The 24,623-nt window shown below is 44.9% G+C and carries 27 protein-coding genes and 1 tRNA gene; 19 read left to right on the forward strand and 9 right to left on the reverse strand.

Annotation, left to right across the window (positions count from 1 at the left end; all coding sequences use genetic code 11):
- On the forward strand, nt 1–1,386 hold a 1,386-nt coding region (locus QTO00_RS02080), incomplete at its 5' end, for a hypothetical protein (protein WP_331422659.1).
- A 97-nt stretch (nt 1,387–1,483) separates the two neighbouring features.
- Here the strand turns inward: QTO00_RS02080 and QTO00_RS02085 are convergent.
- From QTO00_RS02085 to rpsU, 6 genes are all read right to left on the reverse strand, one after another.
- Nucleotides 1,484–2,725 carry an integrase domain-containing protein gene (locus QTO00_RS02085; RefSeq protein WP_331422660.1) on the reverse strand — a complete coding sequence of 414 codons (1,242 nt, stop codon included), beginning with the start codon at nt 2,723–2,725 and terminating at the stop codon, nt 1,484–1,486.
- Between the two features lie 164 nt (nt 2,726–2,889).
- A tRNA-Ile gene (locus QTO00_RS02090) sits at nt 2,890–2,965 on the reverse strand.
- Nucleotides 2,966–3,116: 151 nt separating this feature from the next.
- Nucleotides 3,117–4,973: an RNA polymerase sigma factor RpoD gene (gene rpoD / locus QTO00_RS02095; RefSeq protein ID WP_331422661.1), complete on the reverse strand. Its 1,857-nt coding sequence runs from the start codon at nt 4,971–4,973 to the stop codon at nt 3,117–3,119.
- 98 nt (nt 4,974–5,071) lie between these two features.
- Entirely contained in the window at nt 5,072–6,829 is a 1,758-nt protein-coding gene (dnaG, locus tag QTO00_RS02100; RefSeq protein ID WP_331422662.1) for a DNA primase, read from the reverse strand.
- A 126-nt stretch (nt 6,830–6,955) separates the two neighbouring features.
- The gene (locus QTO00_RS02105) at nt 6,956–7,399 is read right to left on the reverse strand and encodes a GatB/YqeY domain-containing protein (protein WP_331422663.1); all 444 of its coding nucleotides are present in this window, start codon (nt 7,397–7,399) and stop codon (nt 6,956–6,958) included.
- A gap of 26 nt (nt 7,400–7,425) precedes the next feature.
- Nucleotides 7,426–7,641 (reverse strand): 30S ribosomal protein S21, encoded by a 216-nt coding sequence (gene rpsU, locus QTO00_RS02110; protein ID WP_001145625.1) that lies wholly within the window; start codon nt 7,639–7,641, stop codon nt 7,426–7,428.
- A gap of 229 nt (nt 7,642–7,870) precedes the next feature.
- On the opposite strand from rpsU, the gene tsaD reads away from it, so the two are divergent.
- Together tsaD and QTO00_RS02120 are read left to right on the forward strand one after the other, a co-directional pair.
- Nucleotides 7,871–8,887, forward strand: coding sequence for a tRNA (adenosine(37)-N6)-threonylcarbamoyltransferase complex transferase subunit TsaD (gene tsaD, locus QTO00_RS02115; protein ID WP_331422664.1), 1,017 nt, complete (start codon nt 7,871–7,873; stop codon nt 8,885–8,887).
- A 104-nt stretch (nt 8,888–8,991) separates the two neighbouring features.
- The gene (locus QTO00_RS02120) at nt 8,992–9,807 is read left to right on the forward strand and encodes an alpha/beta fold hydrolase (protein ID WP_331422665.1); all 816 of its coding nucleotides are present in this window, start codon (nt 8,992–8,994) and stop codon (nt 9,805–9,807) included.
- Between the two features lie 18 nt (nt 9,808–9,825).
- Here QTO00_RS02120 and plsY read toward each other — a convergent pair whose 3' ends face one another.
- Nucleotides 9,826–10,437: a glycerol-3-phosphate 1-O-acyltransferase PlsY gene (gene plsY, locus QTO00_RS02125; RefSeq protein WP_331422666.1), complete on the reverse strand. Its 612-nt coding sequence runs from the start codon at nt 10,435–10,437 to the stop codon at nt 9,826–9,828.
- 170 nt (nt 10,438–10,607) lie between these two features.
- Between plsY and folB the strand changes: the two genes are divergently transcribed.
- The 11 genes from folB (at nt 10,608) to rpoS (ending at nt 18,316) form a co-directional block, all read left to right on the forward strand.
- A complete protein-coding gene (folB, locus tag QTO00_RS02130) occupies nt 10,608–10,961 on the forward strand; it encodes a bifunctional dihydroneopterin aldolase/7,8-dihydroneopterin epimerase (protein ID WP_331422667.1) in 354 nt (117 codons plus the stop codon).
- Nucleotides 10,958–11,443, forward strand: coding sequence for a 2-amino-4-hydroxy-6-hydroxymethyldihydropteridine diphosphokinase (gene folK, locus QTO00_RS02135; protein ID WP_331422668.1), 486 nt, complete (start codon nt 10,958–10,960; stop codon nt 11,441–11,443). The genes folB and folK overlap by 4 nt, the downstream gene beginning before the upstream one ends.
- A 47-nt stretch (nt 11,444–11,490) precedes the next feature.
- Nucleotides 11,491–12,294, forward strand: coding sequence for an undecaprenyl-diphosphate phosphatase (locus tag QTO00_RS02140; protein ID WP_331422669.1), 804 nt, complete (start codon nt 11,491–11,493; stop codon nt 12,292–12,294).
- 112 nt (nt 12,295–12,406) lie between these two features.
- A complete protein-coding gene (ftsB, locus tag QTO00_RS02145; RefSeq protein ID WP_331422670.1) occupies nt 12,407–12,685 on the forward strand; it encodes a cell division protein FtsB in 279 nt (92 codons plus the stop codon).
- Complete coding sequence (gene ispD, locus QTO00_RS02150; RefSeq protein ID WP_331422671.1) at nt 12,686–13,393, forward strand: 2-C-methyl-D-erythritol 4-phosphate cytidylyltransferase; 708 nt, start codon at nt 12,686–12,688, stop codon at nt 13,391–13,393. It begins immediately after the preceding gene.
- Between the two features lie 3 nt (nt 13,394–13,396).
- Nucleotides 13,397–13,873, forward strand: coding sequence for a 2-C-methyl-D-erythritol 2,4-cyclodiphosphate synthase (ispF, locus tag QTO00_RS02155; protein ID WP_038207863.1), 477 nt, complete (start codon nt 13,397–13,399; stop codon nt 13,871–13,873).
- Between the two features lie 47 nt (nt 13,874–13,920).
- Nucleotides 13,921–14,970, forward strand: coding sequence for a tRNA pseudouridine(13) synthase TruD (gene truD / locus QTO00_RS02160; RefSeq protein WP_331422673.1), 1,050 nt, complete (start codon nt 13,921–13,923; stop codon nt 14,968–14,970).
- Nucleotides 14,963–15,721 (forward strand): 5'/3'-nucleotidase SurE, encoded by a 759-nt coding sequence (gene surE, locus QTO00_RS02165; RefSeq protein WP_331422675.1) that lies wholly within the window; start codon nt 14,963–14,965, stop codon nt 15,719–15,721. Before truD ends, surE begins: the two co-directional genes overlap by 8 nt.
- A 2-nt stretch (nt 15,722–15,723) precedes the next feature.
- A complete protein-coding gene (locus QTO00_RS02170; protein ID WP_331422676.1) occupies nt 15,724–16,350 on the forward strand; it encodes a protein-L-isoaspartate(D-aspartate) O-methyltransferase in 627 nt (208 codons plus the stop codon).
- Nucleotides 16,351–16,352: 2 nt separating this feature from the next.
- Nucleotides 16,353–17,264, forward strand: coding sequence for a murein hydrolase activator NlpD (gene nlpD / locus QTO00_RS02175; RefSeq protein ID WP_331422677.1), 912 nt, complete (start codon nt 16,353–16,355; stop codon nt 17,262–17,264).
- Between the two features lie 71 nt (nt 17,265–17,335).
- The gene (rpoS, locus tag QTO00_RS02180) at nt 17,336–18,316 is read left to right on the forward strand and encodes an RNA polymerase sigma factor RpoS (RefSeq protein ID WP_331422678.1); all 981 of its coding nucleotides are present in this window, start codon (nt 17,336–17,338) and stop codon (nt 18,314–18,316) included.
- Between the two features lie 115 nt (nt 18,317–18,431).
- On the opposite strand, the gene QTO00_RS02185 is transcribed toward rpoS, so the two are convergent.
- Nucleotides 18,432–19,709 carry an HlyC/CorC family transporter gene (locus QTO00_RS02185; RefSeq protein ID WP_331422679.1) on the reverse strand — a complete coding sequence of 426 codons (1,278 nt, stop codon included), beginning with the start codon at nt 19,707–19,709 and terminating at the stop codon, nt 18,432–18,434.
- Nucleotides 19,710–19,830: 121 nt separating this feature from the next.
- A complete protein-coding gene (locus QTO00_RS02190) occupies nt 19,831–20,625 on the reverse strand; it encodes a cytochrome C assembly family protein (RefSeq protein WP_331422681.1) in 795 nt (264 codons plus the stop codon).
- A 208-nt stretch (nt 20,626–20,833) separates the two neighbouring features.
- Between QTO00_RS02190 and ffh the strand changes: the two genes are divergently transcribed.
- The 5 genes from ffh to rplS all read left to right on the forward strand — a co-directional run bounded on the left by ffh (nt 20,834) and on the right by rplS (nt 24,425).
- The gene (ffh, locus tag QTO00_RS02195; protein WP_331422683.1) at nt 20,834–22,222 is read left to right on the forward strand and encodes a signal recognition particle protein; all 1,389 of its coding nucleotides are present in this window, start codon (nt 20,834–20,836) and stop codon (nt 22,220–22,222) included.
- A gap of 210 nt (nt 22,223–22,432) precedes the next feature.
- The gene (rpsP, locus tag QTO00_RS02200) at nt 22,433–22,681 is read left to right on the forward strand and encodes a 30S ribosomal protein S16 (protein WP_038207841.1); all 249 of its coding nucleotides are present in this window, start codon (nt 22,433–22,435) and stop codon (nt 22,679–22,681) included.
- A gap of 29 nt (nt 22,682–22,710) precedes the next feature.
- Nucleotides 22,711–23,259, forward strand: a complete 549-nt coding sequence (gene rimM, locus QTO00_RS02205) for a ribosome maturation factor RimM (protein WP_038207838.1) — start codon at nt 22,711–22,713, stop codon at nt 23,257–23,259.
- A gap of 27 nt (nt 23,260–23,286) precedes the next feature.
- Nucleotides 23,287–24,027 (forward strand): tRNA (guanosine(37)-N1)-methyltransferase TrmD, encoded by a 741-nt coding sequence (trmD, locus tag QTO00_RS02210; RefSeq protein ID WP_038207835.1) that lies wholly within the window; start codon nt 23,287–23,289, stop codon nt 24,025–24,027.
- Between the two features lie 44 nt (nt 24,028–24,071).
- Complete coding sequence (gene rplS, locus QTO00_RS02215) at nt 24,072–24,425, forward strand: 50S ribosomal protein L19 (protein WP_004742596.1); 354 nt, start codon at nt 24,072–24,074, stop codon at nt 24,423–24,425.
- The last annotated feature ends 198 nt before the right edge of the window (nt 24,426–24,623 follow it).

The following is a 24,623-nucleotide window of genomic DNA, read 5'->3' on the forward strand; positions in this document are numbered from 1 at the left end:
CCTTGGATTGACTGGAAAAATTTACCAGCAGGATATAGAGAGAGAGTTAAAGCTCTTTGTTTGCAGAGGCATTTATTTTCTGGTGATGGAGTTACTGGAGGTATAAATCTCAATATTTGCGCTTTAATCTCAAATGTAGCAGCAGAAAATTGGCTTTCTAATACAGGGGTGTTGTCTTTTTTGATGCCTCACAATCTGATTTTTCAGCAAACATATGAGGGGTTTAGAAATTTTGAAATCTCTGATGGAAGGCTGTATCTACAAGAGCTTTTTGATTGGAGTAAAGCGGGACACCCTTTTAAGCCAGTTACAATCAAATTTTCTACATATGTATATTCAAGAAAAGAGCGAGATTACGTAAAAGGAATCCCATTACACTTTGTTAGCAAGAAAAGGGGGCCTACTTTGCTTGAGATATCCAATGTATCAAGCTTTGAAGCTGTTGCAGATAAGTTTGACGTGTCTACGCAGCTGGCAGGAACCATTCACAGTGGCAATAATATTTTTAGTTACGCTAAAGACCTTGAGCAATTGAATGACTATAAGTCTATTGTTGGTGAATCTATTTATAAAGGACGAGAAGGGGTTGAGTTCTTTCCACAAGAGTTGTTTTTATTAGAATTTATTAAGGAGAATAAAGGTAAGTTAGAGTTTACTAACTACCAAGGAGGGACTCGGTCAAAATACAAGCTGAGAAAAACTAACATATTGCTGGAGAAGAAGTACATTTATCCATTGGTTAAAGGGACTCAGATTGAACCGTTCCATGTAAAAGAGACGGCGTTTTATGTTCCATTCCCGTATGAAGAGGGGAGTCGAAAAGCTCTATCAATTAAGGTGCTAAATAGCAATTCACCAATGTTGGCAAAATACTTCACAACCAACAAAAATATTTTGGAGCAACAGACGGATTACAATGACAAGATAATCGGGGAGAAAAACGTAAGTGCATTCTATTCTCTTGCTCGTGTCGGTGCTTATACGTATGGAAAACATTTTGTTTGTTTTCGTGATAACACCAAGTGGCAGGCTGCGGTAGTTAGTGAACTTGAAACTCCATGGGGCGAGGTTAAGAGACCCTTATTCCAGAACCATGCAGTGAGCATTTCACAAAGAGAGGATGGTACCTTCATTGGATTGGATGAAGCACATTTTATTTGTGCTATTTTGAATGCTCCGAGTGTAAAATCTTATATGGAAAATTCTAATGATAGTCGCTCTTTCAAAATTAGACCACCAGTGAATATTCCGGAGTTTAATGCTAAAAATACAACACATATGTCTTTGGCTGAATTATCAATACTGGCTCATGCGAAACGTTCGAATGGTGAATCCATAAAAGATATTCTTAATAAAATTAATGACTTAGTTGTCAATGGGTTATAGTAATTTTTGAGTTGAATGATTAAGACCAAGAATGCTAACCTTTAGCTGACTTCTAATTGTGATATCCCCCCACTTGCCTAAAGTGGGGGGGGGTATCTTATCCAACCAACTTTAATCCCTTCTGACCAGCAATCGAGACGTTGCCAGTGGCGGCGTCTACTATATGCTCGCTCCACCAGCACATCAGTTTACGCCTCTGCTCCAGATATTCAGCTCTGTTGTAGGCTCTTCTAACCTCATTCCTATCAATATGCGCTAATGCAGCCTCAATCACGTCAGGAGCAAAGCTCTGCTCATTTAGGGTGGTGCTAGCTAAAGCTCTTAGACCATGAGATACCAATCGCCCCTCAAAGCCCATACGCTTCAACGCCATATTTGCTGACTGACTATTCACGTGTCTATTCGGGTCTCTATGGCTCGGGAAGACATATTCTCTATGCCCGCTAATGGGTTCCATTGTTTTGAGTAGAGAGAGTGTTTGAGGTGTTAGCGGGACCGTATGAGGCCTTTTCATTTTCATACGTTCGGCAGGTACTACCCAAACTTCATTCTCAAGGTCAATGTCAGCCCAGCGAGTGGTAGCAGCTTCAATAGGGCGGGTCATGGTATGTAGTTGCCATTCAAGCAAGCAACGTATGGTTTTGGTTATGCTGGCATGATTTAGGTTGTGCATAAGCTCTGGAAGCTCTTCTGGCTTGATGGTTGCCATATTTTGAGTTTTGGGGGCAGGGAACAATTTGGTGATATCGCTTAAATAGTTCACTTCAATTGCCCCACTAGCAACTGCGACCCTCATTACTTCATTTATTATCCTACACAGTCGCTTAACGGTCTCCAAAGAACCATTAGCTTTAACAGGCTCCAATATCTCGACCACAAGGCGGGGTTTTACGTCTGTGATGGCTATGCTACCGAGTTTGGGAAGAATGTGTTTACCTAGATTCTGGTAAGCCTTCTCAGCCGTTTCTGGTTTAACGTTTTGTCTTTTTAACTCAAGCCATTTATCAGCATATTTTTGGAAGGTATTTGATAATGCTTCTTTTTCTCGTTTGAGTTGGTTGTCTCTATGTTGTTTAGGGTCGATATTCTCTACGAGTAGTTGCTTAGCCTCTTCCCTTTTCTTCCGAGCTTGGGCTAAAGACATATCTGGATACCTACCAAAACTGATATTGGTTCTCTTCTTGGTGATAGGGTGAGTGTACTTGAGGACCCATAGCTTAGAGCCATTAGTTTTTACTCTCAGTTCTAACCCGCCGCCATCCGATAGGGCATAATTTTTATCTTTTTCTTTTGCTTGTTTAACCTGAGTATTGGTTAACGGTAATGTCGTTCTAGCCATAATGTACCACCGAAAATGTCCAAAAATTATTGTGGTACATTGAATGGTACAATAAATCGTGGATGGTAAAAGGTGCCTGTGGCGCAATACGGATGATAAAACTATGGAAAGTATAGGTTTTAAAAGGGATTGTGGAATGTAGTGTACATATACGGAAGAGAGAGTGGTGGCCCCTCCCAGACTTGAACTGGGGACCAATCGATTATGAGTCGACTGCTCTAACCACTGAGCTAAGGGGCCTTGTAGGGCAATGATTATAGGGGATGCAGATCTGGCTGTCTAGATGCGAACTAGGGTAAATGCGCTTAGATTTTATCCACTTAAATCGTTAAGCAATAAAAAAGGTGAGCTAGTGCTCACCTTTTCATCAATCATAGCAAAACGAAGAAGTTTATTCGTCTAGGAAGCTGCGCAGAGTTTCTGAACGGCTAGGGTGACGAAGTTTACGTAGTGCTTTTGCTTCGATCTGACGGATACGCTCACGAGTAACATCGAACTGCTTACCCACCTCTTCTAGAGTGTGGTCAGTGTTCATGTCGATACCAAAGCGCATACGCAGTACTTTAGCTTCACGAGGAGTAAGGCCAGCAAGAACATCTTTAGTAGCTACTTTTAGGCTGCCAGAAGTGGCAGAATCTAGAGGCAGCTCAAGTGTTGTATCTTCGATGAAATCACCTAGATGCGAATCTTCGTCGTCACCAATTGGTGTCTCCATCGAGATAGGCTCTTTAGCAATCTTCAGTACTTTGCGGATCTTATCTTCTGGCATCTGCATGCGCTCAGCCAGTTCTTCCGGCAATGGCTCACGACCCATCTCTTGCAGCATTTGGCGTGAGATACGGTTAAGCTTGTTGATCGTTTCGATCATATGTACCGGAATACGAATAGTACGCGCTTGGTCTGCAATAGAGCGAGTGATCGCCTGACGGATCCACCAAGTTGCATAAGTCGAGAACTTGTAACCACGACGGTATTCAAACTTGTCTACTGCTTTCATCAAGCCGATGTTACCTTCTTGGATCAGATCCAAGAATTGTAGACCACGGTTGGTGTATTTCTTAGCAATAGAGATTACTAGACGTAAGTTCGCTTCAACCATCTCTTTCTTCGCACGGCGAGCTTTTGCTTCACCGATAGACATACGACGGCTGATGTCTTTGATGTTCTGTACCGTTAGTGATGTCTCTTCTTCGATCACTTTCAGTTTCGAAATCGAGCGACGGATATCGTCTTCGCTGCGACGGATCTTCTCCGCGTATGGTTTGTCAGAAGATAGAATCTCATCCAACCACGCTTCGCTTGATTCATTACCTGTAAACAGTGTAATGAACGATTTCTTAGGCATCTTGCCGTACTCTACAGACGCTTTCATGATCAGGCGTTCTTGAGTACGTACACGTTCCATAGAAGTGCGTAGCTCTTCAACTAGGTAGTCGAACTGTTTAGGTGTTAGACGGAACTCTTTGAATACATCAATAACCATCTCGTGCGCTAGCGTCGCTTTCGGGCTCTCGTTACCGTACTCGTTACACGCAAGTTGATAGTTTTGGAAAGTATTACGTAGTGCTGTGAACTTCTCTAGAGCAAGCTCAGGATCGATACCTGTATCTTCCTCTTCTTCCTCATCGTCCTCAGACTCTTCTTCGTCTTTCTCTTCAGCATCTTCATCTTCAAGATCTGACTCAGCAAGCTCAGAACCGATGTGCGTTGCTGTCGGTGCAGCAGTCTCATCAGCGTCTGGGTCTACGAAACCTGTAATAAGGTCGGTAAGACGTAGCTCTTCAGCCTGAATTCTATCAAATTGCTCAAGGATGTATGGGATAGTGCCTGGATACTCTGCTACTGAATTTTGAACTTGGTTGATACCATCTTCAATTCGTTTCGCAATATCGATCTCGCCTTCACGAGTCAATAGCTCAACAGTACCCATTTCACGCATGTACATACGTACTGGGTCAGTAGTGCGGCCGATTTCGTTCTCTACGCTTGAAAGCGCAGCAGCAGCAGCTTCAGCCGCATCTTCATCGGTAATTGTATCATCGTCATTCAGTGCAAGATCATCAGCATCTGGAGCAGTTTCTACTACTCGAATGCCCATATCGTTGATCATCTGAATGATATCTTCGACCTGCTCTGAATCGACAATTTCTGCCGGTAGGTGGTCGTTTACTTCTGCGTACGTCAGATAGCCTTGTTCCTTGCCTTTAATGACAAGTTGTTTTAGCTGTGACTGCGGATTTTGATCCATAGACGGTATCCAACTTAGTATCTAGTGAAGGAATTAGTATGCGAGTTGCAAACCACACATCTTAACAAATTTATTTATTGCTGACTATTCGAACAGGGTTACGCTTTTAAATCTAGCATCAAAGCTAGCAGCTCCCTTCTTTCTTCGGTTGATAAACCGACACTTCTTTCTTTGGCCTGCAGGTTTTCAATTTGTTTTTCGACGCACTGGGCAAGAATTTTATCCAGTGAATCTAAAAATATATCTTGTTCATTATCTTCGTCGAGGGGGATTTCCCACCCTGCAAGACGAGATAAGAGCGCCTCATGGCTACTATTTCGCCAATATTCTAATAACTGGCCCGTAGTGATATTGGGGTGCTGATGACAATAATCAAGCACCTCGACGAATAAACTGAGCCCGGGTACTGTTAACTCCCTCACAGTTGAGAGGTCTGGTACCATTTCAGCATAGCTCGGATTTTGAATAAGCAAAGCGATCACTTCGCGCATTGGCGTTCGTTTGATCTCTTTATGCGGTTGAGGTCGAGTTTCGCTACTTTTTTTGCGAGCTTGGCGCAGGCGATTATCAAAACCTGTGCGCTCATCGAGTAATTTTTCTAGTAGTTCTTGGAAGTACGGATCGGGAATCTTATCGATCAATGCACTCGCGTGAGCTCGAAGTGCTGACTTACCTTCATTGCTACCGAGATTTAAATTGTTAATCTCGATTAAGTTGTCGAATAGATAGCTTGATAAAGGAGTGGCTTGCTCTATTCGTTGCTCAAACGCTTCTTTACCGTATTTTCGGATATAGCTGTCTGGATCTTCACCATCGGGTAAGAATAAGAACTTAAGCGTATTACCTGTCTTTAGATATTGCAGTGCATTCTCAAGTGCACGCCATGCTGCTTCTTTACCTGCGCGGTCGCCATCGTAGCAACACACGACAGTATTGGTTTGACGAAATAGTAGCTGGACATGGTCTCCCGTGGTTGAGGTACCAAGGGAAGCAACTGAGTAATCAACGCCATACTGCGCTAACGCCACCACATCCATATAACCCTCAACTACTAAGATCTGAGGAGGCTCGCGGTAAGCTTGCATGACTTCATATAGGCCATACAGTTCTTTACCTTTATGGAAAATAGGGGTTTCCGGTGAGTTGAGGTACTTTGGTGTACCGTCACCGATGACACGTCCACCAAATCCGATCACTCGGCCACGACGATCATGAATAGGGAACATCACACGACCACGGAAGCGGTCGTAGCGATTACCTTTGTCGTTTTCGATCAGCATGCCACCATCGACAAGCATCTCTTGCGTTTGGGGTGTCTGACCGAAGTTCTTACGTACTAGATCCCATTCATCTGCGACATAACCGATACCAAACTTCTGCACGATTTGGCCTGATAGACCACGATCTTTGAGGTAATCAATGGCAATTTTGCTTTTAGGCTGCTTGAGTTGGTCACGATAAAACTGGCTAATACTGCCCATCAAATCGTAGAGGTTACGTTTCTTTTCAGTGCTTACCTTAGGCTGATTGGACTGAAAACTTCCGCCTTGGCGCTGTTCGCGTTGAACCTCTAGGCCTAGGAAAGAGGCTAGCTCTTCAATGGCTTCAGGAAATTCCAAGCGCTCATACTCCATCATGAAATCGATGGCGTTACCATGAGCACCACAGCCAAAACAGTGATAGAACTGCTTCTCCTGCGAAACACTAAAAGAGGGGGTTTTTTCGTTGTGGAATGGGCAACATGCGCTATAGTTTTTGCCTTTTTTCTTAAGTTTTACGCGAGCGTCTATGATGTCGACAATATCAAGTCGAGCGAGGAGGTCATCAATGAAGCTACGAGGGATTGTTCCTGCCATAAAACCTTAGAAAAATGCACTAACTATACTCTTCACTAAATAGAGTATGTAAATAGTTAAGAGGTAGATACAAACAAGCCGCGCATTCCGAAGGATAGCACGGCTTGTAGTAATTGGGTTGGGATATTAAGCCAGTTTAGCGCGAACTAAACCGCTTACTTTACCCATATCTGCACGCCCTTGAATCTGAGGCTTAAGAACACCCATCACTTTACCCATGTCCTGCATGCCCGCAGCTCCCGAATCAGTAATAGCACTTTCTACAAGTGCAGACACTTCATCTTCAGTAAGCGGTTGAGGCATAAAGTCCTCAAGTACTGTGATTTCAGCTTTCTCAGCATCTGCAAGATCTTGACGACCTGCTGATTCAAATTGAGCTACAGAGTCGCGACGTTGTTTAACCATTTTGGTCAGCACTGCGAGAATGTCGTCGTCGCCCAGAGTGATCTGTTCGTCAACTTCACGTTGCTTAATGGCTGACAGAGCTAAACGAATAGTGCCAAGGCGCGTTTTGTCTTTGGCTTTCATCGCTAATTTTTGCTCTTCTTTGAGTTTGTCAATCAGAGCCATAACTATAATCCTTTAGGACTTAGCTATTAGTACAGGCGAACGCGACGAGCGTTTTCGCGAGCTAGCTTCTTAGCGTGACGCTTTTGTGCTGCTGCTTTAGCGCGTTTGCGAACTGTAGTTGGTTTTTCGTAGTGCTCACGACGACGCACTTCAGAAAGGATACCTGCTTTTTCGCAAGAGCGTTTGAAACGACGTAGTGCAACGTCGAACGGTTCGTTTTCACGTACTTTAACTACTGGCATATGCCTTTCACCTCAGGGGTTAATTCGTTAATGCTGACTTCATACGACTTAGCTTGTTCGCTAGGTCTATAATCAGCTTGATCAAAAATGGTGCGGAATTTTAATCCGATCACACTAGCTTTGTAAAGTATTTTGTTGGGTAGAGTTTGCACAAAATTTGTTTGAGAAGCAAAGGCGCGGTAAGATTGCGCCAATTTTGAATACTAGACAGAGACATCCAAGGTAAACCATGCGCATTATTGGTATCGAAACCTCTTGTGATGAAACAGGAATCGCAATTTACGATGATGAGAAAGGACTGCTTTCTCATCAACTATATAGCCAGGTAAAACTGCATGCTGATTACGGCGGTGTAGTACCAGAGTTGGCATCACGCGATCATGTAAAGAAAACTATCCCTCTTATTAAAGCGGCATTGGCTGAGGCTAATCTAGCACCGAAAGATATCGATGGCGTCGCTTATACTGCCGGTCCTGGTTTGGTCGGGGCGCTGCTCGTTGGCGCAACGATTGGTCGTAGTATCGCATACGCTTGGGGGGTGCCTGCTGTCCCTGTCCATCATATGGAAGGGCACCTGTTAGCGCCAATGCTTGAAGATAACCCACCACCTTTCCCATTTGTCGCTGTCTTGGTTTCAGGTGGCCATACCATGATGGTGGAAGTTAAGGGCATCGGAGAATACAAAATCCTGGGTGAGTCGATTGATGATGCTGCAGGTGAAGCGTTTGATAAGACGGCTAAGCTGATGGGCTTGGATTACCCAGGTGGTCCTTTACTGTCTAAGCTTGCTGAAAAAGGTACGCCAGGTCGATTTAAGTTCCCGCGTCCGATGACGGATAGACCGGGCCTTGATATGAGTTTCTCTGGTTTAAAAACATTTACTGCTAATACTATTGCGGCAAATGGTGATGACGAGCAAACTCGTGCAGATATCGCATTAGCCTTTGAAGAAGCTGTGTGTGCGACATTAACTATTAAGTGTAAGCGTGCGCTAGAGCAGACTGGCTTTAAGCGTATCGTGATTGCGGGCGGCGTGAGTGCTAACCGCCGCTTACGTGCGGATCTAGAGACGCTAGCGAATAAAATTGGTGGAGAAGTCTACTATCCACGTACTGAATTCTGTACCGATAATGGCGCGATGATCGCGTATGCAGGTATGCAACGTCTGAAAAATGGTGAAGTGTCTGATCTTTCAGTACAAGCCATACCACGTTGGCCTATCGATCAATTAGAGCCGATTAAATAAAGCTTTGCCTTTATAGAGAAGGTCGCTCACGCAGCGGCCTTTTGTTTACTTCAATGCTCAAACTTTATAAAAACAATTAGGGTTCGACCCCAATGGAGATAAGCGTGAATAAATTTGCTGTAGATGGCCGCGAAATGGCCTATCAAGATGTTGGTCAAGGCCCTGTAATCGTATTTGGTCATAGTTACCTTTGGGACAGCGCAATGTGGGCACCTCAAGTGGCAGCACTAAGCCAGCACTATCGCTGTATTGTTCCTGAATTATGGGCGCATGGAGAGTCTGATTTTGCTCCTCAAACAACGCGTTCTCTTACAGATTATGCTAAGCAGATTGTCGCTTTGATGGATCACCTTAATGTTGAGAATTTTTCAATTGTTGGTCTTTCTGTTGGCGGTATGTGGGGTACGGAGGTTGTGAGTCTAGTACCGCAGCGAGTCGAATCTTTGGTATTGATGGATACCTTTGTGGGTCTAGAGCCAGAAGTCGCTCATGCCAAGTACTTCGCCATGTTAGATACCATTAGCCAAACGCAGACAGTTCCAGAGATGTTGGTTGAAGCAGTGACGCCACTATTTTTTGCCAATAATGCCGGGCAAGAGAATCCACAACTGGTAGAACGTTTTGCTCAATCACTGCGCGAGTTAAAAGGCGACAAGGCCGTGGAAGTCGCTCGTATTGGACGTATGGTATTTGGCCGTCGCGATCAAATCGAGGATATTGAGAAGTTCGCGCTACCTGTTCTGATTGCGGTAGGACAAGAAGATAAACCTCGCCCAGTGCTAGAGTCATACTTGATGAATGATTGTATATCGGGCTCTGAGCTCATCCAGATCCCGAATGCAGGACATATATCTAATTTGGAGCAAGCTGACTTTGTCACCGAGATGCTGAGCAAGTTCTTAGCGCGAGTTTACGCCTAACCTATTATTAGCCTCTATTTAAGAGGCTTTATTTAATCCGTTTTTCTTTTCACCCACTTTAGGCTCGGTTCCTTCGAACAAGCGCTTAATGTTTTGGTGATGGCGGAAGATGATCAAGCAGCACAACATGGCGACTGGAAGTGTGTATTGGGGTTTGACCATCCAAGTGTAAAACGGGGCGAGAAGTACCGTTACTATCGCTGCAAGGGAAGAGTAGCGGAATAAAAAAGCCACACTAATCCAGGTAGCAATGATCATTCCAGTCAGGTCGAAGCCAATTGGAGCGATTGCGCCTAACGCAGTGGCTACTCCTTTACCGCCTTTAAAGTGGAAAAACAGCGGGTACATGTGCCCCAAGCAGGCCGCGATGGCGATGACACCAAGAATGATAGGGTCAATCTGTAAGAAATACCCACCCCACACAGGAATTGTGCCCTTCAGCATATCGCACAGCAGTACGGAAACAGCGGCCTTTTTTCCACCGATTCGCAGTACGTTAGTGGCTCCGGGGTTGTGGGAACCAACACCTCGAGGATCAGGCAGACGCAAAACTCGACAAATCAGTACCGCACTCGAGATCGAACCCAAAAGATAGGCAAAGATGATCATAATCAGAGCTATTGGTGTCATAGTAGAGTAACTCGTCTGAAACAGGTGTTAGCCAAGCAAGTAACTGATATCATAGCGCGCCTAACGCTCTCGCACTACAAGATCGGCAAAGTTTGAGTGTCAAAGAGTACGACTTTTTAGCCAATTTGGGTATCCGACCTGTTGGATACTCGCCCCATAGGAAGTAGCAGATGGATAAAGTATTTATTGAGCAACTGGAAGTAATCACTACGATCGGCGTGTACGATTGGGAGCAAGAGATCAAGCAAAAATTGGTGCTTGATATCGAAATGGCTCACGATAACCGCCCTGCAGGTAAAAGTGATGATGTGGTTGATGCGCTTGATTATGCACAGGTAAGTGAAGCTGTGCTTACCCACATCCAAGGCGGACGTTTCCTACTGGTTGAGCGAGTAGCAGAAGAGATAGCTGAGTTGATCATGACCCGTTTCAGTGTGCCTTGGATTAAGATTCGACTAACTAAACCAGGTGCAGTACCACAGGCTAAAGGAGTGGGTGTGGTGATTGAACGAGGCATTCAATGATCACCACCTATATAGGTATTGGTTCCAACATCGAACGACGTAAGCATATTGAAGCCGCGATCGCTGAGTTAAGTACGATAGACGCTGAACTTCGTTTGTCGACGATTTATCAGTGTGATTCCATCGGTTTTGACAGTCACGCGTTCTACAATCTTGTCGTAGAAATGAAAACCTCGTTAAATTTAAGCGATTTTTCACGCAAACTTCGTAAAATCGAGCTTAAATGGGGGCGTGCTGAGAATGCCGGCAAGCTTGAGCCTCGAACGATTGACCTCGATATTATCTTGTTTGGTGAGCAGACCTCGGTTGAAAACCCGCAGTTGCCACGAAGTGACATATTCAAGTATGCGTTTGTGCTTAAACCACTGTTTGAGCTTTGCCCACAACTGGTTGTTCCATCTGATGGGCGAACGATTGAGCAGATTTGGCAACAGAGCCAGTTTGACACACAACTAGAACCTGTCCCAGTGTGGTTTAAGTAGGTCAACAGACCCAGGGACGACAAACCACAAATAAATTAGAGATTTAAATGAGTTATTTTGAAGCCTTTATCCTTGCTTTGATTCAAGGGCTAACCGAATTCTTGCCGATTTCTAGCTCGGCGCATCTAATTCTTCCATCAGCTATTCTTGGTTGGGAAGACCAAGGGCTTGCTTTCGACGTTGCGGTGCACGTAGGCACTTTGGCTGCAGTCGTTATTTACTTCCGCAAAGAGGTGATTAGCCTACTTTCTGCTTTTTTAGGTTCGATTTTTAAAGGCGAGCGTAGCAAAGAAGCTAAGCTGGCGTGGATGATTGTATTGGCCACCATCCCTGCATGTCTGTTTGGCTTGTTGATGAAAGATATCATTGAGCTCTATTTGCGCAGTGCTTGGGTGATTGCGACCACGACCATAGTGTTTGGTCTACTGCTGTGGTATGTAGATAAAAACTCTAAGTTAGCGGATGACGAATACCAAGCCGATTGGAAGAAGGCGTTGTTTATAGGTGTTGCTCAGGCGCTGGCCATGATTCCTGGCACCTCTCGCTCAGGCGCGACCATTACCGCCGCGCTCTACCTTGGTTTTACTCGTGAAGCAGCTGCGCGTTTTTCATTTTTAATGTCGATCCCAATTATTCTATTGGCTGGTGGGTATTTAGGGCTGAAGTTAGTCACTAGTGGTGAGCCAATTCATGTTGGCTTTTTGATCACAGGAATCGTCACTTCATTCATTAGTGCCTACATCTGTATTCATTTCTTCTTGAAGCTGATTTCACGGATGGGAATGACACCATTTGTTATCTACCGCTTAATTCTAGGTGTGGGCTTACTTGTGTTCCTGATGACCAACTAAGCCTCTCATATAGATACATTCTTTATTAAGGCCACATAGTCCAATCTCGCTTGCATCGCGACATTGTGATATATATGTGGTCTTTCTTTATCTCTCTTCTTTGAATGACGGTATGCGGATTTTTGCACTGACCCTAACCCTAGTATTGGGCTGGCTACAGTTTGAACTGTGGTTCGGCAAAAATGGTATTTCAGATTTTCAGTCTGTAAGTGCTGAAACCCAAGTTCAGCATCAGGTTAATGGCAGCCTACAAACTCGCAATGATGAAATGTTTGCCGAGATTGACGATTTGCGTCAAGGGCTTGATGCGATTGAAGAGCGAGCACGCCATCAACTAGGCATGATCAAAGAGGGAGAGACTTTCTACCGCATTGTAGGAGAGGACAACTAGATGTCTTCAACTTGTCGAATGTCTGTCGTTGCTGTCGTTCCTGCTGCAGGAGTCGGTAGTCGTATGAAGGCTGATCGTCCGAAACAATACCTTGAGATCCAAGGTCACACCGTATTAGAACATACTGTCGAAAAACTGCTTTCTCACCCAGCGGTGAATAAGGTCGTCGTCGCGATTACTGATGGTGACCCATACTACCCAGAGCTATCATTGTCTGGCAACCCAGACGTAATTAGAGTCTCTGGTGGCAAGGAGCGTGCAGACTCCGTTTTATCTGCGCTCAATTATATTGAGCAGAATCATTTGGCTGAGTGGGTACTAGTTCATGATGCGGCGAGACCATGTTTCGACTTAACTGATGTCGATGGCTTACTTGAAGTTGGGCAGAAAAACCAATTAGGTTGCATTCTTGCGGCGCCGGTAAGAGATACCATGAAACGCGCAAATGGCGCTCAAAATATTGAACACACTGTAGAAAGAGAAGCATTGTGGCATGCATTGACTCCACAACTGTTTAAAACTCGGCCGTTAACGGATGCATTGACCAAGGCGCTTGCCAGTGGTGTTGCTATCACCGATGAAGCGTCGGCAATGGAATGGGTAGGAGAAAAGCCAGCCTTAGTGCAAGGTCGAGCTGACAATATAAAAATAACCCAACCAGAAGATTTAGCGCTCGCTGAGTTTTATCTAAAAAGAAACAAAGGATAACTCATGATTCGAATTGGTCACGGCTTTGATGTACACAAATTTGGCGGAGAAGGCCCTGTCATTATTGGTGGTGTAGAAGTGCCTTATGAGCAAGGACTGATAGCCCACTCTGATGGCGACGTTGCTTTGCATGCTCTGTGTGACGCTCTGCTGGGGGCGATTGCGGCTGGCGATATTGGCCGCCACTTCCCTGATACTGATGATAAATGGAAAGGCGCTAATAGCCGAGACTTGTTGCGTGATGTTTACCGCCGTGTACGTGAACAAGGCTATATTCTAGGTAATGCGGATGTCACCATTATGGCTCAAGCCCCAAAAATGGCACCTCATATTGAATCCATGTGCCAGGTGATAGCTCAAGATCTCGAAACGGATATTGGCAATGTGAATGTAAAAGCGACAACGACAGAGCGCTTAGGCTTCACTGGCCGTAAAGAAGGCATTGCAACTGAAGCGGTTGTGTTGCTGGTTAAAGAATAAATAGTTTACTGGTTGCCTAAAGTGGCAACCAAGTAACGGAAAACACTATGTCTGATATTTTATCTTCATTGGCGTACCTAAACGGTAAGCCAGTCGCGAAAGGCAAGCTCAAAGCGAAACCTGAGCACTTTCAAGTTAACGAAAACTTGGGTTTTGACTTCACTGGTAGCGGTGAGCACTTAATGGTACGCATCCGAAAAACCGGTGAAAATACTAGCTTTGTTGCAAATGAATTAGCCAAAGCCTGTGGTGTGAAATCTAAAGATGTTAGTTGGGCGGGTCTTAAAGATCGTCACGCAGTTACCGAACAATGGTTGAGTGTCCATCTACCGAAAGGTGATACACCAGACTTTAGTGCTTTCCTTGCGCAATACCCAAGTATTGAGATCCTCGCGACTGATCGTCACAACAAAAAATTGCGACCAGGCGATCTGGTAGGCAACCAATTTGTCGTTACCATCTCTGAAGTGAGTGATGTGCAAGATGTGATTGCTCGTCTAGAGTCTGTAGCGAAAAGAGGTGTGCCGAATTACTTTGGTAGCCAGCGTTTCGGCAATAAGGGTAACAATTTAAGTGAAGCTCGTCGCTGGGGGCGCGATAATGTTCGCACCCGAAACCAGAATAAGCGTAGTCTGTATTTATCAGCGGCTCGCTCTTGGATTTTCAACACTATTCTGTCGCAGCGAATTGAAAAAGATCTATTTGCTCAGCCAGTGATTGGTGATTTAGTTCAGCACGGGAATGAACGCGTTTCTGTCAGCAGTGACAACCTAGCAACGATCTCCGAGCAAGTGACTTTAGGTCAAGCGCAAATCACCGCAGCAATGGCCGGTGATAACGCCTTGCCAACGCAAGGACAAGCATTGGATCTTGAACAGCCACATCTAGATGCAGAGCCTGATCTTATGGTATTGATTCGTGGGAATCGTATGCGTCATGAGCGACGTGAGATCGCTTTGATGCCTCAAGGCCTTACTTGGCATGTCGAGGATGATCACGTCACACTCAATTTCTCGTTAGATTCGGGCTGCTTTGCAACAGCAATCGTACGCGAGCTCGTGGAAGAAATCGAAGTGGAGCGTCTCTACAATGAGTAATAAACCACTAAAAATTTTAGTAAGTAATGATGATGGTGTTCATGCTGAAGGGATTCATGCATTAGCTGATTCGTTAAGAGAGTTGGCAGAGGTGACGATAGTTGCTCCTGACCGTAACCGTTCCGGAGCCTCTAACTCACTGACTTTAGAGCAGCCGCTGCGAGTGACTGAAATTGCTCCAAAGGTTTTCTCTGTTCAAGGTACACCGACAGATTGTGTTCATTTTGCGTTAAATGAGCTGATGAAGGATGATCTTCCCGATCTCGTGTTAGCAGGGGTTAATCATGGTGCTAACTTGGGCGATGATGTGCTTTATTCGGGAACTGTCGCTGCGGCAATGGAGGGGCATTTCCTTGGTGTTCAAGCGATAGCTTTTTCTCTGGTTGGTAAACAAAACTTTGCAACTGCTGCAGCCGTCGCTCGTGATTTAGTGTCTCAACATGCCTCTAAACCGATTCCGACTAACAGGTTGCTTAATGTTAACGTGCCAGATGTTGCAATTTCTGAGTTGAAGGGGACACAAGTCACTCGACTAGGTGCGCGTCATCACGCTGAGGCAATGATTAAGCAGAAAGATCCGCGAGGCCATGATATTTATTGGTTAGGTCCTCCGGGTAAAGAACAAGATGCGGGAGAAGGAACCGATTTCTTTGCAATTGAGCACGGTTTTGTTTCCGTGACACCATTGCAAGTTGACCTGACTGCACATGAATCTCTGACAAGTATGGATAACTGGTTAAAGGAAAACTAAGAATGGCAAACCCACATGCTGACAGATTAATCGACTTTCTTGTCGCTAGTGGCATTCAAGATCAGAAAGTGCTTGATGCAATTTATCGTTTACCACGAGAACAGTTCGTGTCTCAGGCTATGATGCATCAAGCCTATGACAATAATGCATTACCCATAGGACAAGGGCAGACTATCTCTCAGCCCTACATCGTCGCCAAGATGACAGAAGTACTTGGCCTGACTAGGCAAAGTAAAGTGCTCGAAGTGGGCACGGGTTCTGGTTATCAAACCGCTGTGTTAGCTCAACTCGTTGATCATGTCTTTTCTGTCGAACGAATTAAAGCCTTGCAATGGGAAGCGAAACGTCGCTTAAAGCAACTCGACATTTACAACGTCTCAACCAAGCATGGTGATGGTTGGCAAGGATGGTCATCCAAGGCACCATTTGATGCCATTATCGTCACGGCAGCTGCGGAGTCTGTACCTTCGGCACTTCTATCCCAACTTGCAGACGGGGGAGTCATGGTGATACCCGTCGGGCTTGAGGAGCAACAGCTATTGAAGATAACTCGGCAGGGAGACGATTACGTTTCTGATGCGATAGAGATGGTGAGGTTTGTTCCCCTGGTAGCCGGTGATTTAGCTTAGCAATGAAGTTGTGGTCTCGTTTTGCTCTGGTTCTAACATTTTGCAGCGCATTAATTGGGTGTGCTGCTCATATGCCTGCACCAGTTAGCGGGCTAAATAAAGACTACAGTTCAGTTTCTCGGGGAAGTTACAGAGGAAGCTTCTATGAGGTTGAAAAGGGCGATACGCTCTATTTTATTGCCTATGTCACAGACAAAGATGTAAACGAAATTATTCGTTTCAATGGGCTTAGCAAGCCATACACCATTTATCCCGGCCAAAAGCTTAAGTTGTGGCAACCTGCCTATAACGCGCCAGCGTATGGTGGCTCAGGGGCAGGAGCTGCCATATCCTCTGCTAGCACACCGTCTACTCCAAGTAATAAGTCGGTTTCGAGTAAAAACTCGAATCAAAAACTTAGCTCAACTCAGTCAAAAAACAGCACTCAAACGGCGAAAAAAGATCCTTCTAAGAAGGTTGATCAATCGAAATCAAAGGAGTATGTTGGTTCTACTGGTAAACAAAATGTTAACAATACTGTTAGCAAACCTAAAACTAACAATAATAAAATTTCCAAATGGTTATGGCCAACGAAAGGGAGAGTAATCAAAAACTTTTCTGCTGGGGATCAAGGGAATAAAGGTATTGATATCGCAGGACAGCGGGGTCAATCCATCGTATCGACAGCAGGCGGCACCGTCGTTTATTCGGGCAATGCGCTACGTGGTTACGGTAATCTTGTGATTATAAAACATAACGACAATTACCTCAGTGCATATGCACACAATGATCGGTTGCTAGTACACGAAGGACAGAGTGTAAAAGCAGGCCAAAAGATTGCAACAATGGGCAGCTCCGGCACAAGTGGAGTTCGTTTGCACTTTGAAATTCGCTATCAAGGTAAGTCAGTGAATCCAAAACGCTACTTACCATAGTAATTTACTGTTAGGTAAAATAGCGACATTAGACGTAGTAATGTCTTGCTAGCTCGCCAGGGGGAGGCGCTATGAGTATCAGCAATGCAGCAACGAAAGTCGAACAATTCGAAATCGGTCAAGAAGCAATGGAAACGCTTCAAACCGCTCAATCCACTAAACCCACTCAAGTAGAAGATGCAAAAGAAGAGTTTGATGCATCGACGAAGAGCCTAGATGCAACCCAATTGTACTTGGGTGAAATTGGTTTTTCTCCACTACTCACCGCTGAAGAAGAAGTTCTTTACGCACGCCGCGCATTACGAGGTGATGAAGCAGCGCGTAAGCGTATGATAGAAAGTAATCTTCGCTTAGTGGTTAAAATTTCTCGTCGTTACAGCAACCGTGGTTTAGCACTCCTTGATCTTATTGAAGAGGGGAATCTAGGTTTGATCCGCGCGGTCGAGAAGTTTGATCCTGAACGAGGCTTCAGATTTTCTACTTACGCGACTTGGTGGATCCGTCAAACCATCGAACGTGCTTTAATGAACCAAACCCGCACGATTCGTCTACCTATTCACGTCGTTAAAGAACTCAATATCTACTTGCGCACCGCTCGTGAGCTTTCGCAAAAGCTAGACCATGAACCAACAGCAGAAGAGATAGCCACTCAACTAGACAAACCCGTTGATGACGTGAGCAAGATGCTCCGCTTGAACGAGCGCATAAGCTCGGTTGATACACCTATTGGCGGCGATGGTGAGAAAGCGCTACTGGATATCATCCCTGATATTAACAACTCTGATCCTGAAGTCTCAACTCAAGACGATGATATTAAAAATTCGCTGATCCATTGGTTGGATGAACTGAATCCAAAACAGAAAGAGGTACTAGCGCGTCGCTTTGGTCTGTTGGGTTATGAGCCATCGACCTTAGAAGAGGTTGGTCGCGAAATTAATCTAACTCGAGAGCGTGTGCGTCAAATCCAAGTTGAAGGTTTACGTCGCTTGCGCGAAATCCTAATCAAGCAAGGGCTAAATATGGAAAGCTTGTTTAGTGTAACCGAAGATTAATCCGGACATTTGGTACAGTAAAAGCCTTGGATTGTTTCCAAGGCTTTTTTGATTGTTTGAGCTTGATACTATTTAAATGTCTGACAGCTATTGAGCCTGATGGATATAATAGATCCTAGTCATTATTCTGCTTTTTAGTCGGGAACACTTTCACCATTTTGATGCGGTTCTCTTCAAGCTCAACAATTTCCATTGGGTGATTTGAGACGTGTACACTTAAGTGACTTTCGGGGATATCTTCTAAGTGTTCTAGAATTAACCCGTTTAACGTTCTAGGCCCGTCTGTTGGTAGTGACCATTTTAGACCTTTGTTGATGTCGCGAATGTTGGCACTGCCTTCGATAAGGAAGCTGCCATCACCTTGTGGCGTTATCTCATCGGAGAGGCTTGGAGCGATGGATGTAGTGAACTCGCCAACGATCTCTTCAAGAATATCCTCTAACGTAATCAGGCCATTAATATCACCATATTCGTCGACGATAAGACCAATGCGTTCTTTATTGCGTTGAAATTTTAGTAACTGCACATTAAGAGGAGTACTTTCAGGGATAAAGTAGACTTCATCAGCAGCTCTTAACAGGGTCTCTTTGGTGAACTCGTTCTTTTCTAGCATCAAACGATAAGACTCACGTAGGCGTAGCATACCGACGACTTCATCAATCTGATCGCGATATAGCACGACTCGTCCATGAGGAGAATGAGTTAGCTGCCGGACGATAGACTTCCAGTCATCGTTGATATCGATGCCGGTAATTTCGTTGCGTGGCACCATAATATCGTTAACCGTAACATGCTCTAAATCGAGAATTGAGATCAACATATCTTGGTGACGGCGTGGGATCAGGTTACCCGCTTCGTTTACTACTGTACGTAACTCTTCAGAGCTGAGATGGTCTTCACCATTGTGATCGGCTTTGATACCTAATAGGCGAATGAAGCCATTAGTAATAAAGTTTACTAGCATGACAAGCGGTGAAAGAACTTTCATTAAGATGGTCAGAACAATACTACTCGCGTAAGAGACTCGTTCTGGGTATAAGGCTGCGAGGGTTTTCGGTGTCACTTCAGCAAAGACGAGAATAACCATGGTGAGGGCCCCCGTCGCGATGGCAACACCAAGATCGCCGAACAGGCGCATGCCAAGAATTGTCGCGATTGCAGAAGCGAGGATGTTGACAAGGTTGTTGCCAATTAAGATCAAACCGATTAAGCGGTCAGGACGGTCAAGCAGCTTTTCAACTCTCTTGGCACCTTTATGTCCTGTATTGGCTAGGTGCTTAAGGCGGTAACGGTTCAGAGCCATCATCCCTGTCTCGGAACCTGAAAAATATCCTGAAATTACAATAAGACACGCGAGTAGCGCAAATAAGATACCCGTTGATATGTCGTCCAAAGCTTTTCTTTTCCTTGTAATGTTTGGTTAATTTATGACCTAAATTGGGGGCTAAGTCAATTTTCAAAATGTGAATTGATTGGTCTATAAGAGTGATGCACCTGGTGCACCTTTGATGAAACTAGCTAAGAATGATTTCTCGAACAAATCGGCTACCGAAATAGGCTAGAGTTAGCAGCGTTGCACCCGCTACTGCAAACCAAGTCACTTTTCTTCCGCGCCAGCCTTTTTGGTAATGTCCCCACAGTAGCACTGAGTAAATAATCCAAGCGACAAACGAAAGAATGCCTTTATGCGCCTTACCTTGAGCAAACATGTCTTGCACGAAGACAAAACCAGTCAGTAAGGTGCCCGTCAGTAATAGGTTACCAATCAAGATGATATTGAACAGCTGACGCTCCACCATAAGTAGTGGAGGCAAGTTAGGGTTGATGACCAAGGCTTTTTTGGTCTTTAGTTTGTGATCGAGCCAAGCGAGCTGAATGGCGTAGAGCGCACCGATCGTGAGGGTAGAGTATGAGAATAGCGCTAGAGAGATATGTAACAGCAGTTTCGGGTCTTGCTCAAGATGAGTGATAAAAGTACTTGGCAAGAAGGCAGCGGCAACTAGGTTGAGTGCTGAAAAGCTGTAGACAACGGGCAGTAAGAACCATAGACGGGTTTTGAGCATCGCAGCGCTCATTACCATCGAAATGATGAAACCAATTAATGATGCGACGTTAAGAATACTCAGGTTTTGACCAGAACTGCCTAAGATAAGATCGCTAAGTAACCATGCGTGAAAAGCGAGCGCAAGAGCCGCGCTGGTGAAGACGGTTTTAACGCGGATCCCTGTTTGATGTACAAGTCCAGGTACTATGGTGGCTATTGCTAATGAATACAGTATCACAGCAACAACGGCAATTAGGTTGTCCATTATTCTCTATGGCTGGTGAAATTTTAGCAAATTATACCCTGCAACAACGGCTTGAGCCATGACTTATCGCTTTCATTTGCGTGAGTTGAGATATCAAAAGTCATCTAGACAGTGTCAAGCTTGGGTTGGCTAAGGTATACTCATAGTAATTTTTCGCCAATATTGACGGGCGAGACTCCTTGCACACCGTCTGGGTAAAGAGACTAAGATGTTTGAGAATTTAACGGATCGCTTATCCAAAACGCTGAAAAACATCAGCGGTAAAGGTCGTCTGACCGAAGACAATATAAAAGAGACACTGCGTGAAGTGCGTATGGCACTTCTTGAAGCTGACGTTGCACTTCCAGTTGTACGTGAGTTCATTAAGCGTATTAAAGAGAGCGCAGTAGGTGTTGAGGTATCGAAATCTCTCACACCAGGTCAAGAATTCATTAAGATCGTTCAAGCCGAGCTTGAAGCGGTTATGGGTGAGTCTAACGAAGCTCTGAACCTAGCGGCTCAGCCACCTGCGGTTGTGTTGATGGCGGGTCTGCAAGGTGCGGGTAAAACTACTTCTGTAGGTAAACTCTCAAAGCTATTAAAAGAGCGTGAGAAGAAGAAAGTGCTAGTTGTGTCTGCCGACGTATATCGTCCAGCGGCGATCAAGCAGCTTGAAACACTCGCCTCAGATGTTGGTGTCGACTTCTTCCCATCTTCAGCCGATCAAAAGCCAATTGATATTGCTAACGCTGCTATCGATCACGCGAAGAAAAAGTTTTATGACGTTCTTCTTGTCGATACTGCTGGTCGTTTAGCGATCGATGAACAGATGATGGGCGAGATCAAAGAGCTACATACCGCAATTAACCCAGTTGAGACGCTGTTCGTTGTTGATGCAATGACAGGTCAGGATGCTGCGAACACGGCTAAAGCGTTTGGTGACGCACTGCCGCTAACCGGGGTGGTTCTAACCAAAGTCGATGGTGATGCACGTGGTGGTGCAGCCCTATCTGTTCGTCATATTACTGGCAAGCCGATTAAGTTCTTAGGTGTGGGAGAGAAAACCGACGCACTAGAACCTTTCCACCCTGATCGTGTTGCTTCACGTATCTTGGGGATGGGTGATGTACTGTCACTTATCGAAGATTTACAGCGCAACGTAGATACAGACAAAGCTGAAAAACTGGCGAAGAAGTTTAAAGAGAAGAAAGGTTTCGATCTTGAAGATTTCCGCGAGCAGCTAGGCCAAATGCAAAACATGGGCGGCATGATGGGTATGATGGATAAGCTCCCAGGCATGAGCAACTTACCGGACAACGTGAAAGACAAAGTTGACGATAAGATGTTTAAGCAGATGGAAGCGATCATCAACTCAATGACGATGAAAGAGCGTCAGCGCCCAGAACTGATTAAAGGTTCACGTAAGAAGCGTATCGCTGCCGGTTCTGGTACACAGGTTCAAGACGTAAACCGCCTATTAAAGCAGTTCACTCAAATGCAGAAGATGATGAAAAAAATGCAGAAGGGTGGTATGAAAGGCATGATGCGCAATATGCAAGGCATGATGGGTGGCATGGGCGGAATGGGAGGCGGTGGCTTCAATCCGTTTGGGCGTTAATTTCATCTAGCGATAAAAATTTCAAGGTGTTAGCTAGGTCACAAACTTAAACCACGTTTTATGTTGGTGAAAAAGTAGCTAAATACCTTGCATTGCTCCGGAATAAGAGTAAAATTCCGGAGCTTTATTTTGGCACGAGCCCCAAAAAACTGTTTTGCAATAGATGGTTTCTGGGGTTAATTTTATTTTTGAGAAAGCAAAGAGGACGACATGGTAACCATTCGTTTGGCACGTCACGGCGCTAAGAAGCGTCCATTTTATCAAATCGTAGTAGCGGACAGCCGCAATGCAGCAACTGGCCGTTTCATCGAGAAAGTTGGTTTCTTTAACCCAACTGCACAAGGTCAAGAAGAAGGTCTACGTCTAGATCTAGACCGCGTTAACCACTGGGTTGGTCAAGGCGCAACTGTATCTGACCGCGTAGCTAAGCTAGTTAAAGACGCTCAAAAAGCGGCTTAATTCTTATCTTAAGAAGTAGAAATTAGCTTATGTCGATGACAGGTAAAGAAACAATGAGCGAAGACAAGATTGTTGTAGGCAAGTTTGGTGCTACTTATGGCATTCGCGGCTGGCTCAAGGTTTTTTCCTACACAGACAATACTGAAAGCATATTTGATTACACGCCTTGGTTTATTAAGCAAGGTGAAAAGTGGGTCGAGTACAAAGTAGAAAGCTGGAAGCGCCATAACAAAGGTTTGGTGGTGAAACTTGAAGGTCTTGATGTGCGCGAAGAAGCGCAGCTGATGACTAACTTTGAAATCTCAATTGACCCTGCGGTATTACCAGAATTGCCATCAGATGAATTCTATTGGCGTGATTTGATTGGTATGCAAGTTGTAACCGACAAAGGTTACGATCTAGGTGTCGTTTCAGACATGCTAGAAACTGGCTCCAACGATGTTTTGGTAATTAAAGCAAATCTAAAAGATGCTTTCGGGCAAAAGGAACGGTTAATCCCGTACCTTGAAGAGCAAGTGATCAAAAATATTGATCGCGAAGCTCAACGGATCGAAGTTGACTGGGATCCTGGATTCTAAACTCCAAATTACCAGAGCGAGATAAACATGTGGGTTGGCGTAATTAGCCTATTTCCTGAAATGTTCCGTTCTGTTACTGATTTTGGAGTAACAGGTCAAGCGGTTAAAAAAGGTCTTTTGTCGATTGAGACTTGGAATCCTCGTGATTTCACGCACGACAAACATCGCACTGTTGATGATAGACCTTATGGTGGCGGCCCCGGCATGCTAATGATGGTTCAGCCTTTGCGCGATGCTATCCATGCAGCCAAACAAGCCTCACCAGGTAAGACGAAAGTCATTTACCTCTCTCCTCAAGGTCGCAAGCTCGACCAGCAAGGAGTAGAAGAACTGGCAACTAATGAGAACTTGCTTCTGATTTGTGGCCGTTACGAAGGGGTAGATGAGCGTATCATCCAATCTGAAGTTGACGAAGAATGGTCAATTGGAGATTTTGTGATGACGGGTGGTGAAATACCAGCCATGACATTGATTGATTCTGTCTCTCGGTTTGTTCCGGGGGTATTAGGAGATTTCGCGTCAGCAGAAGAAGACTCTTTTGCAAATGGCTTGCTAGATTGCCCTCACTATACGCGACCTGAGGTGTTAGACGGTAAAGAGGTACCAATGGTACTCAAGTCTGGTAACCATAAGGACATTCGTCGCTGGCGACTAAAACAGTCGTTAGGCCGTACTTGGCTAAGAAGACCAGAACTCCTGGAAAACCTAGCTCTGACTGACGAACAGGAACAATTACTGGCCGAGTTCATTAAAGAGACACGAGCTTAGTAACCTATTTAATTTAGTATCAGTTTATTCTAGGAATATTGAAAATGAGCAACATCATCAAGGCTCTTGAAGAAGAGCAAATGAAAAAAGACCTACCTAACTTTGCACCTGGTGACACAGTTGTAGTTCAAGTTAAGGTAAAAGAAGGTGACCGTGAGCGTCTACAGGCTTTCGAAGGCGTTGTAATCGCAATCCGTAACCGTGGTCTACACTCTGCATTCACTGTACGTAAGATTTCTAACGGTGAAGGCGTAGAGCGTACGTTCCAAACTCATTCTCCAATGGTTGATAGCATTGAAGTTAAACGCCGTGGTGCAGTACGTCGTGCCAAGTTGTACTACCTACGTGAGCGTTCTGGTAAGTCGGCTCGTATCAAAGAGAAACTTGCTAAGAAGTAATGCTGTAACTAGCGTTCTCATATTAAGCGGAGGCCATATGGTCTCCGCTTTTTTTGTTTGCCCAGCGAAGCTGGCAAACCCGTCAGGTTGAAAGAAACCTGAATCACCCCGACTGAGGGGAAGATAATCCGAATTGCAAGGGCGTTGCTGGCCAACGGCAGGGTCTGAAGGAAGCAATAGGAAGTTAACAGTACACAA

This window comes from Vibrio sp. M260118 (genome assembly GCF_036533755.1).
Taxonomy (GTDB): domain Bacteria; phylum Pseudomonadota; class Gammaproteobacteria; order Enterobacterales; family Vibrionaceae; genus Vibrio.

Coding starts and splice junctions, on each gene's coding strand:
- QTO00_RS02085 (WP_331422660.1), bottom strand. CDS start 2,725: ATGGCTAGAACGACATTACCGTTAACCAATACTCAGGTTAAACAAGCA.
- rpoD (WP_331422661.1), bottom strand. CDS start 4,973: ATGGATCAAAATCCGCAGTCACAGCTAAAACAACTTGTCATTAAAGGC.
- dnaG (WP_331422662.1), bottom strand. CDS start 6,829: ATGGCAGGAACAATCCCTCGTAGCTTCATTGATGACCTCCTCGCTCGA.
- QTO00_RS02105 (WP_331422663.1), bottom strand. CDS start 7,399: ATGGCTCTGATTGACAAACTCAAAGAAGAGCAAAAATTAGCGATGAAA.
- rpsU (WP_001145625.1), bottom strand. CDS start 7,641: ATGCCAGTAGTTAAAGTACGTGAAAACGAACCGTTCGACGTTGCACTA.
- tsaD (WP_331422664.1), top strand. CDS start 7,871: ATGCGCATTATTGGTATCGAAACCTCTTGTGATGAAACAGGAATCGCA.
- plsY (WP_331422666.1), bottom strand. CDS start 10,437: ATGACACCAATAGCTCTGATTATGATCATCTTTGCCTATCTTTTGGGT.
- folB (WP_331422667.1), top strand. CDS start 10,608: ATGGATAAAGTATTTATTGAGCAACTGGAAGTAATCACTACGATCGGC.
- folK (WP_331422668.1), top strand. CDS start 10,958: ATGATCACCACCTATATAGGTATTGGTTCCAACATCGAACGACGTAAG.
- QTO00_RS02140 (WP_331422669.1), top strand. CDS start 11,491: ATGAGTTATTTTGAAGCCTTTATCCTTGCTTTGATTCAAGGGCTAACC.
- ftsB (WP_331422670.1), top strand. CDS start 12,407: ATGCGGATTTTTGCACTGACCCTAACCCTAGTATTGGGCTGGCTACAG.
- ispD (WP_331422671.1), top strand. CDS start 12,686: ATGTCTTCAACTTGTCGAATGTCTGTCGTTGCTGTCGTTCCTGCTGCA.
- ispF (WP_038207863.1), top strand. CDS start 13,397: ATGATTCGAATTGGTCACGGCTTTGATGTACACAAATTTGGCGGAGAA.
- truD (WP_331422673.1), top strand. CDS start 13,921: ATGTCTGATATTTTATCTTCATTGGCGTACCTAAACGGTAAGCCAGTC.
- surE (WP_331422675.1), top strand. CDS start 14,963: ATGAGTAATAAACCACTAAAAATTTTAGTAAGTAATGATGATGGTGTT.
- QTO00_RS02170 (WP_331422676.1), top strand. CDS start 15,724: ATGGCAAACCCACATGCTGACAGATTAATCGACTTTCTTGTCGCTAGT.
- nlpD (WP_331422677.1), top strand. CDS start 16,353: ATGAAGTTGTGGTCTCGTTTTGCTCTGGTTCTAACATTTTGCAGCGCA.
- rpoS (WP_331422678.1), top strand. CDS start 17,336: ATGAGTATCAGCAATGCAGCAACGAAAGTCGAACAATTCGAAATCGGT.
- QTO00_RS02190 (WP_331422681.1), bottom strand. CDS start 20,625: ATGGACAACCTAATTGCCGTTGTTGCTGTGATACTGTATTCATTAGCA.
- ffh (WP_331422683.1), top strand. CDS start 20,834: ATGTTTGAGAATTTAACGGATCGCTTATCCAAAACGCTGAAAAACATC.
- rpsP (WP_038207841.1), top strand. CDS start 22,433: ATGGTAACCATTCGTTTGGCACGTCACGGCGCTAAGAAGCGTCCATTT.
- rimM (WP_038207838.1), top strand. CDS start 22,711: ATGTCGATGACAGGTAAAGAAACAATGAGCGAAGACAAGATTGTTGTA.
- trmD (WP_038207835.1), top strand. CDS start 23,287: ATGTGGGTTGGCGTAATTAGCCTATTTCCTGAAATGTTCCGTTCTGTT.
- rplS (WP_004742596.1), top strand. CDS start 24,072: ATGAGCAACATCATCAAGGCTCTTGAAGAAGAGCAAATGAAAAAAGAC.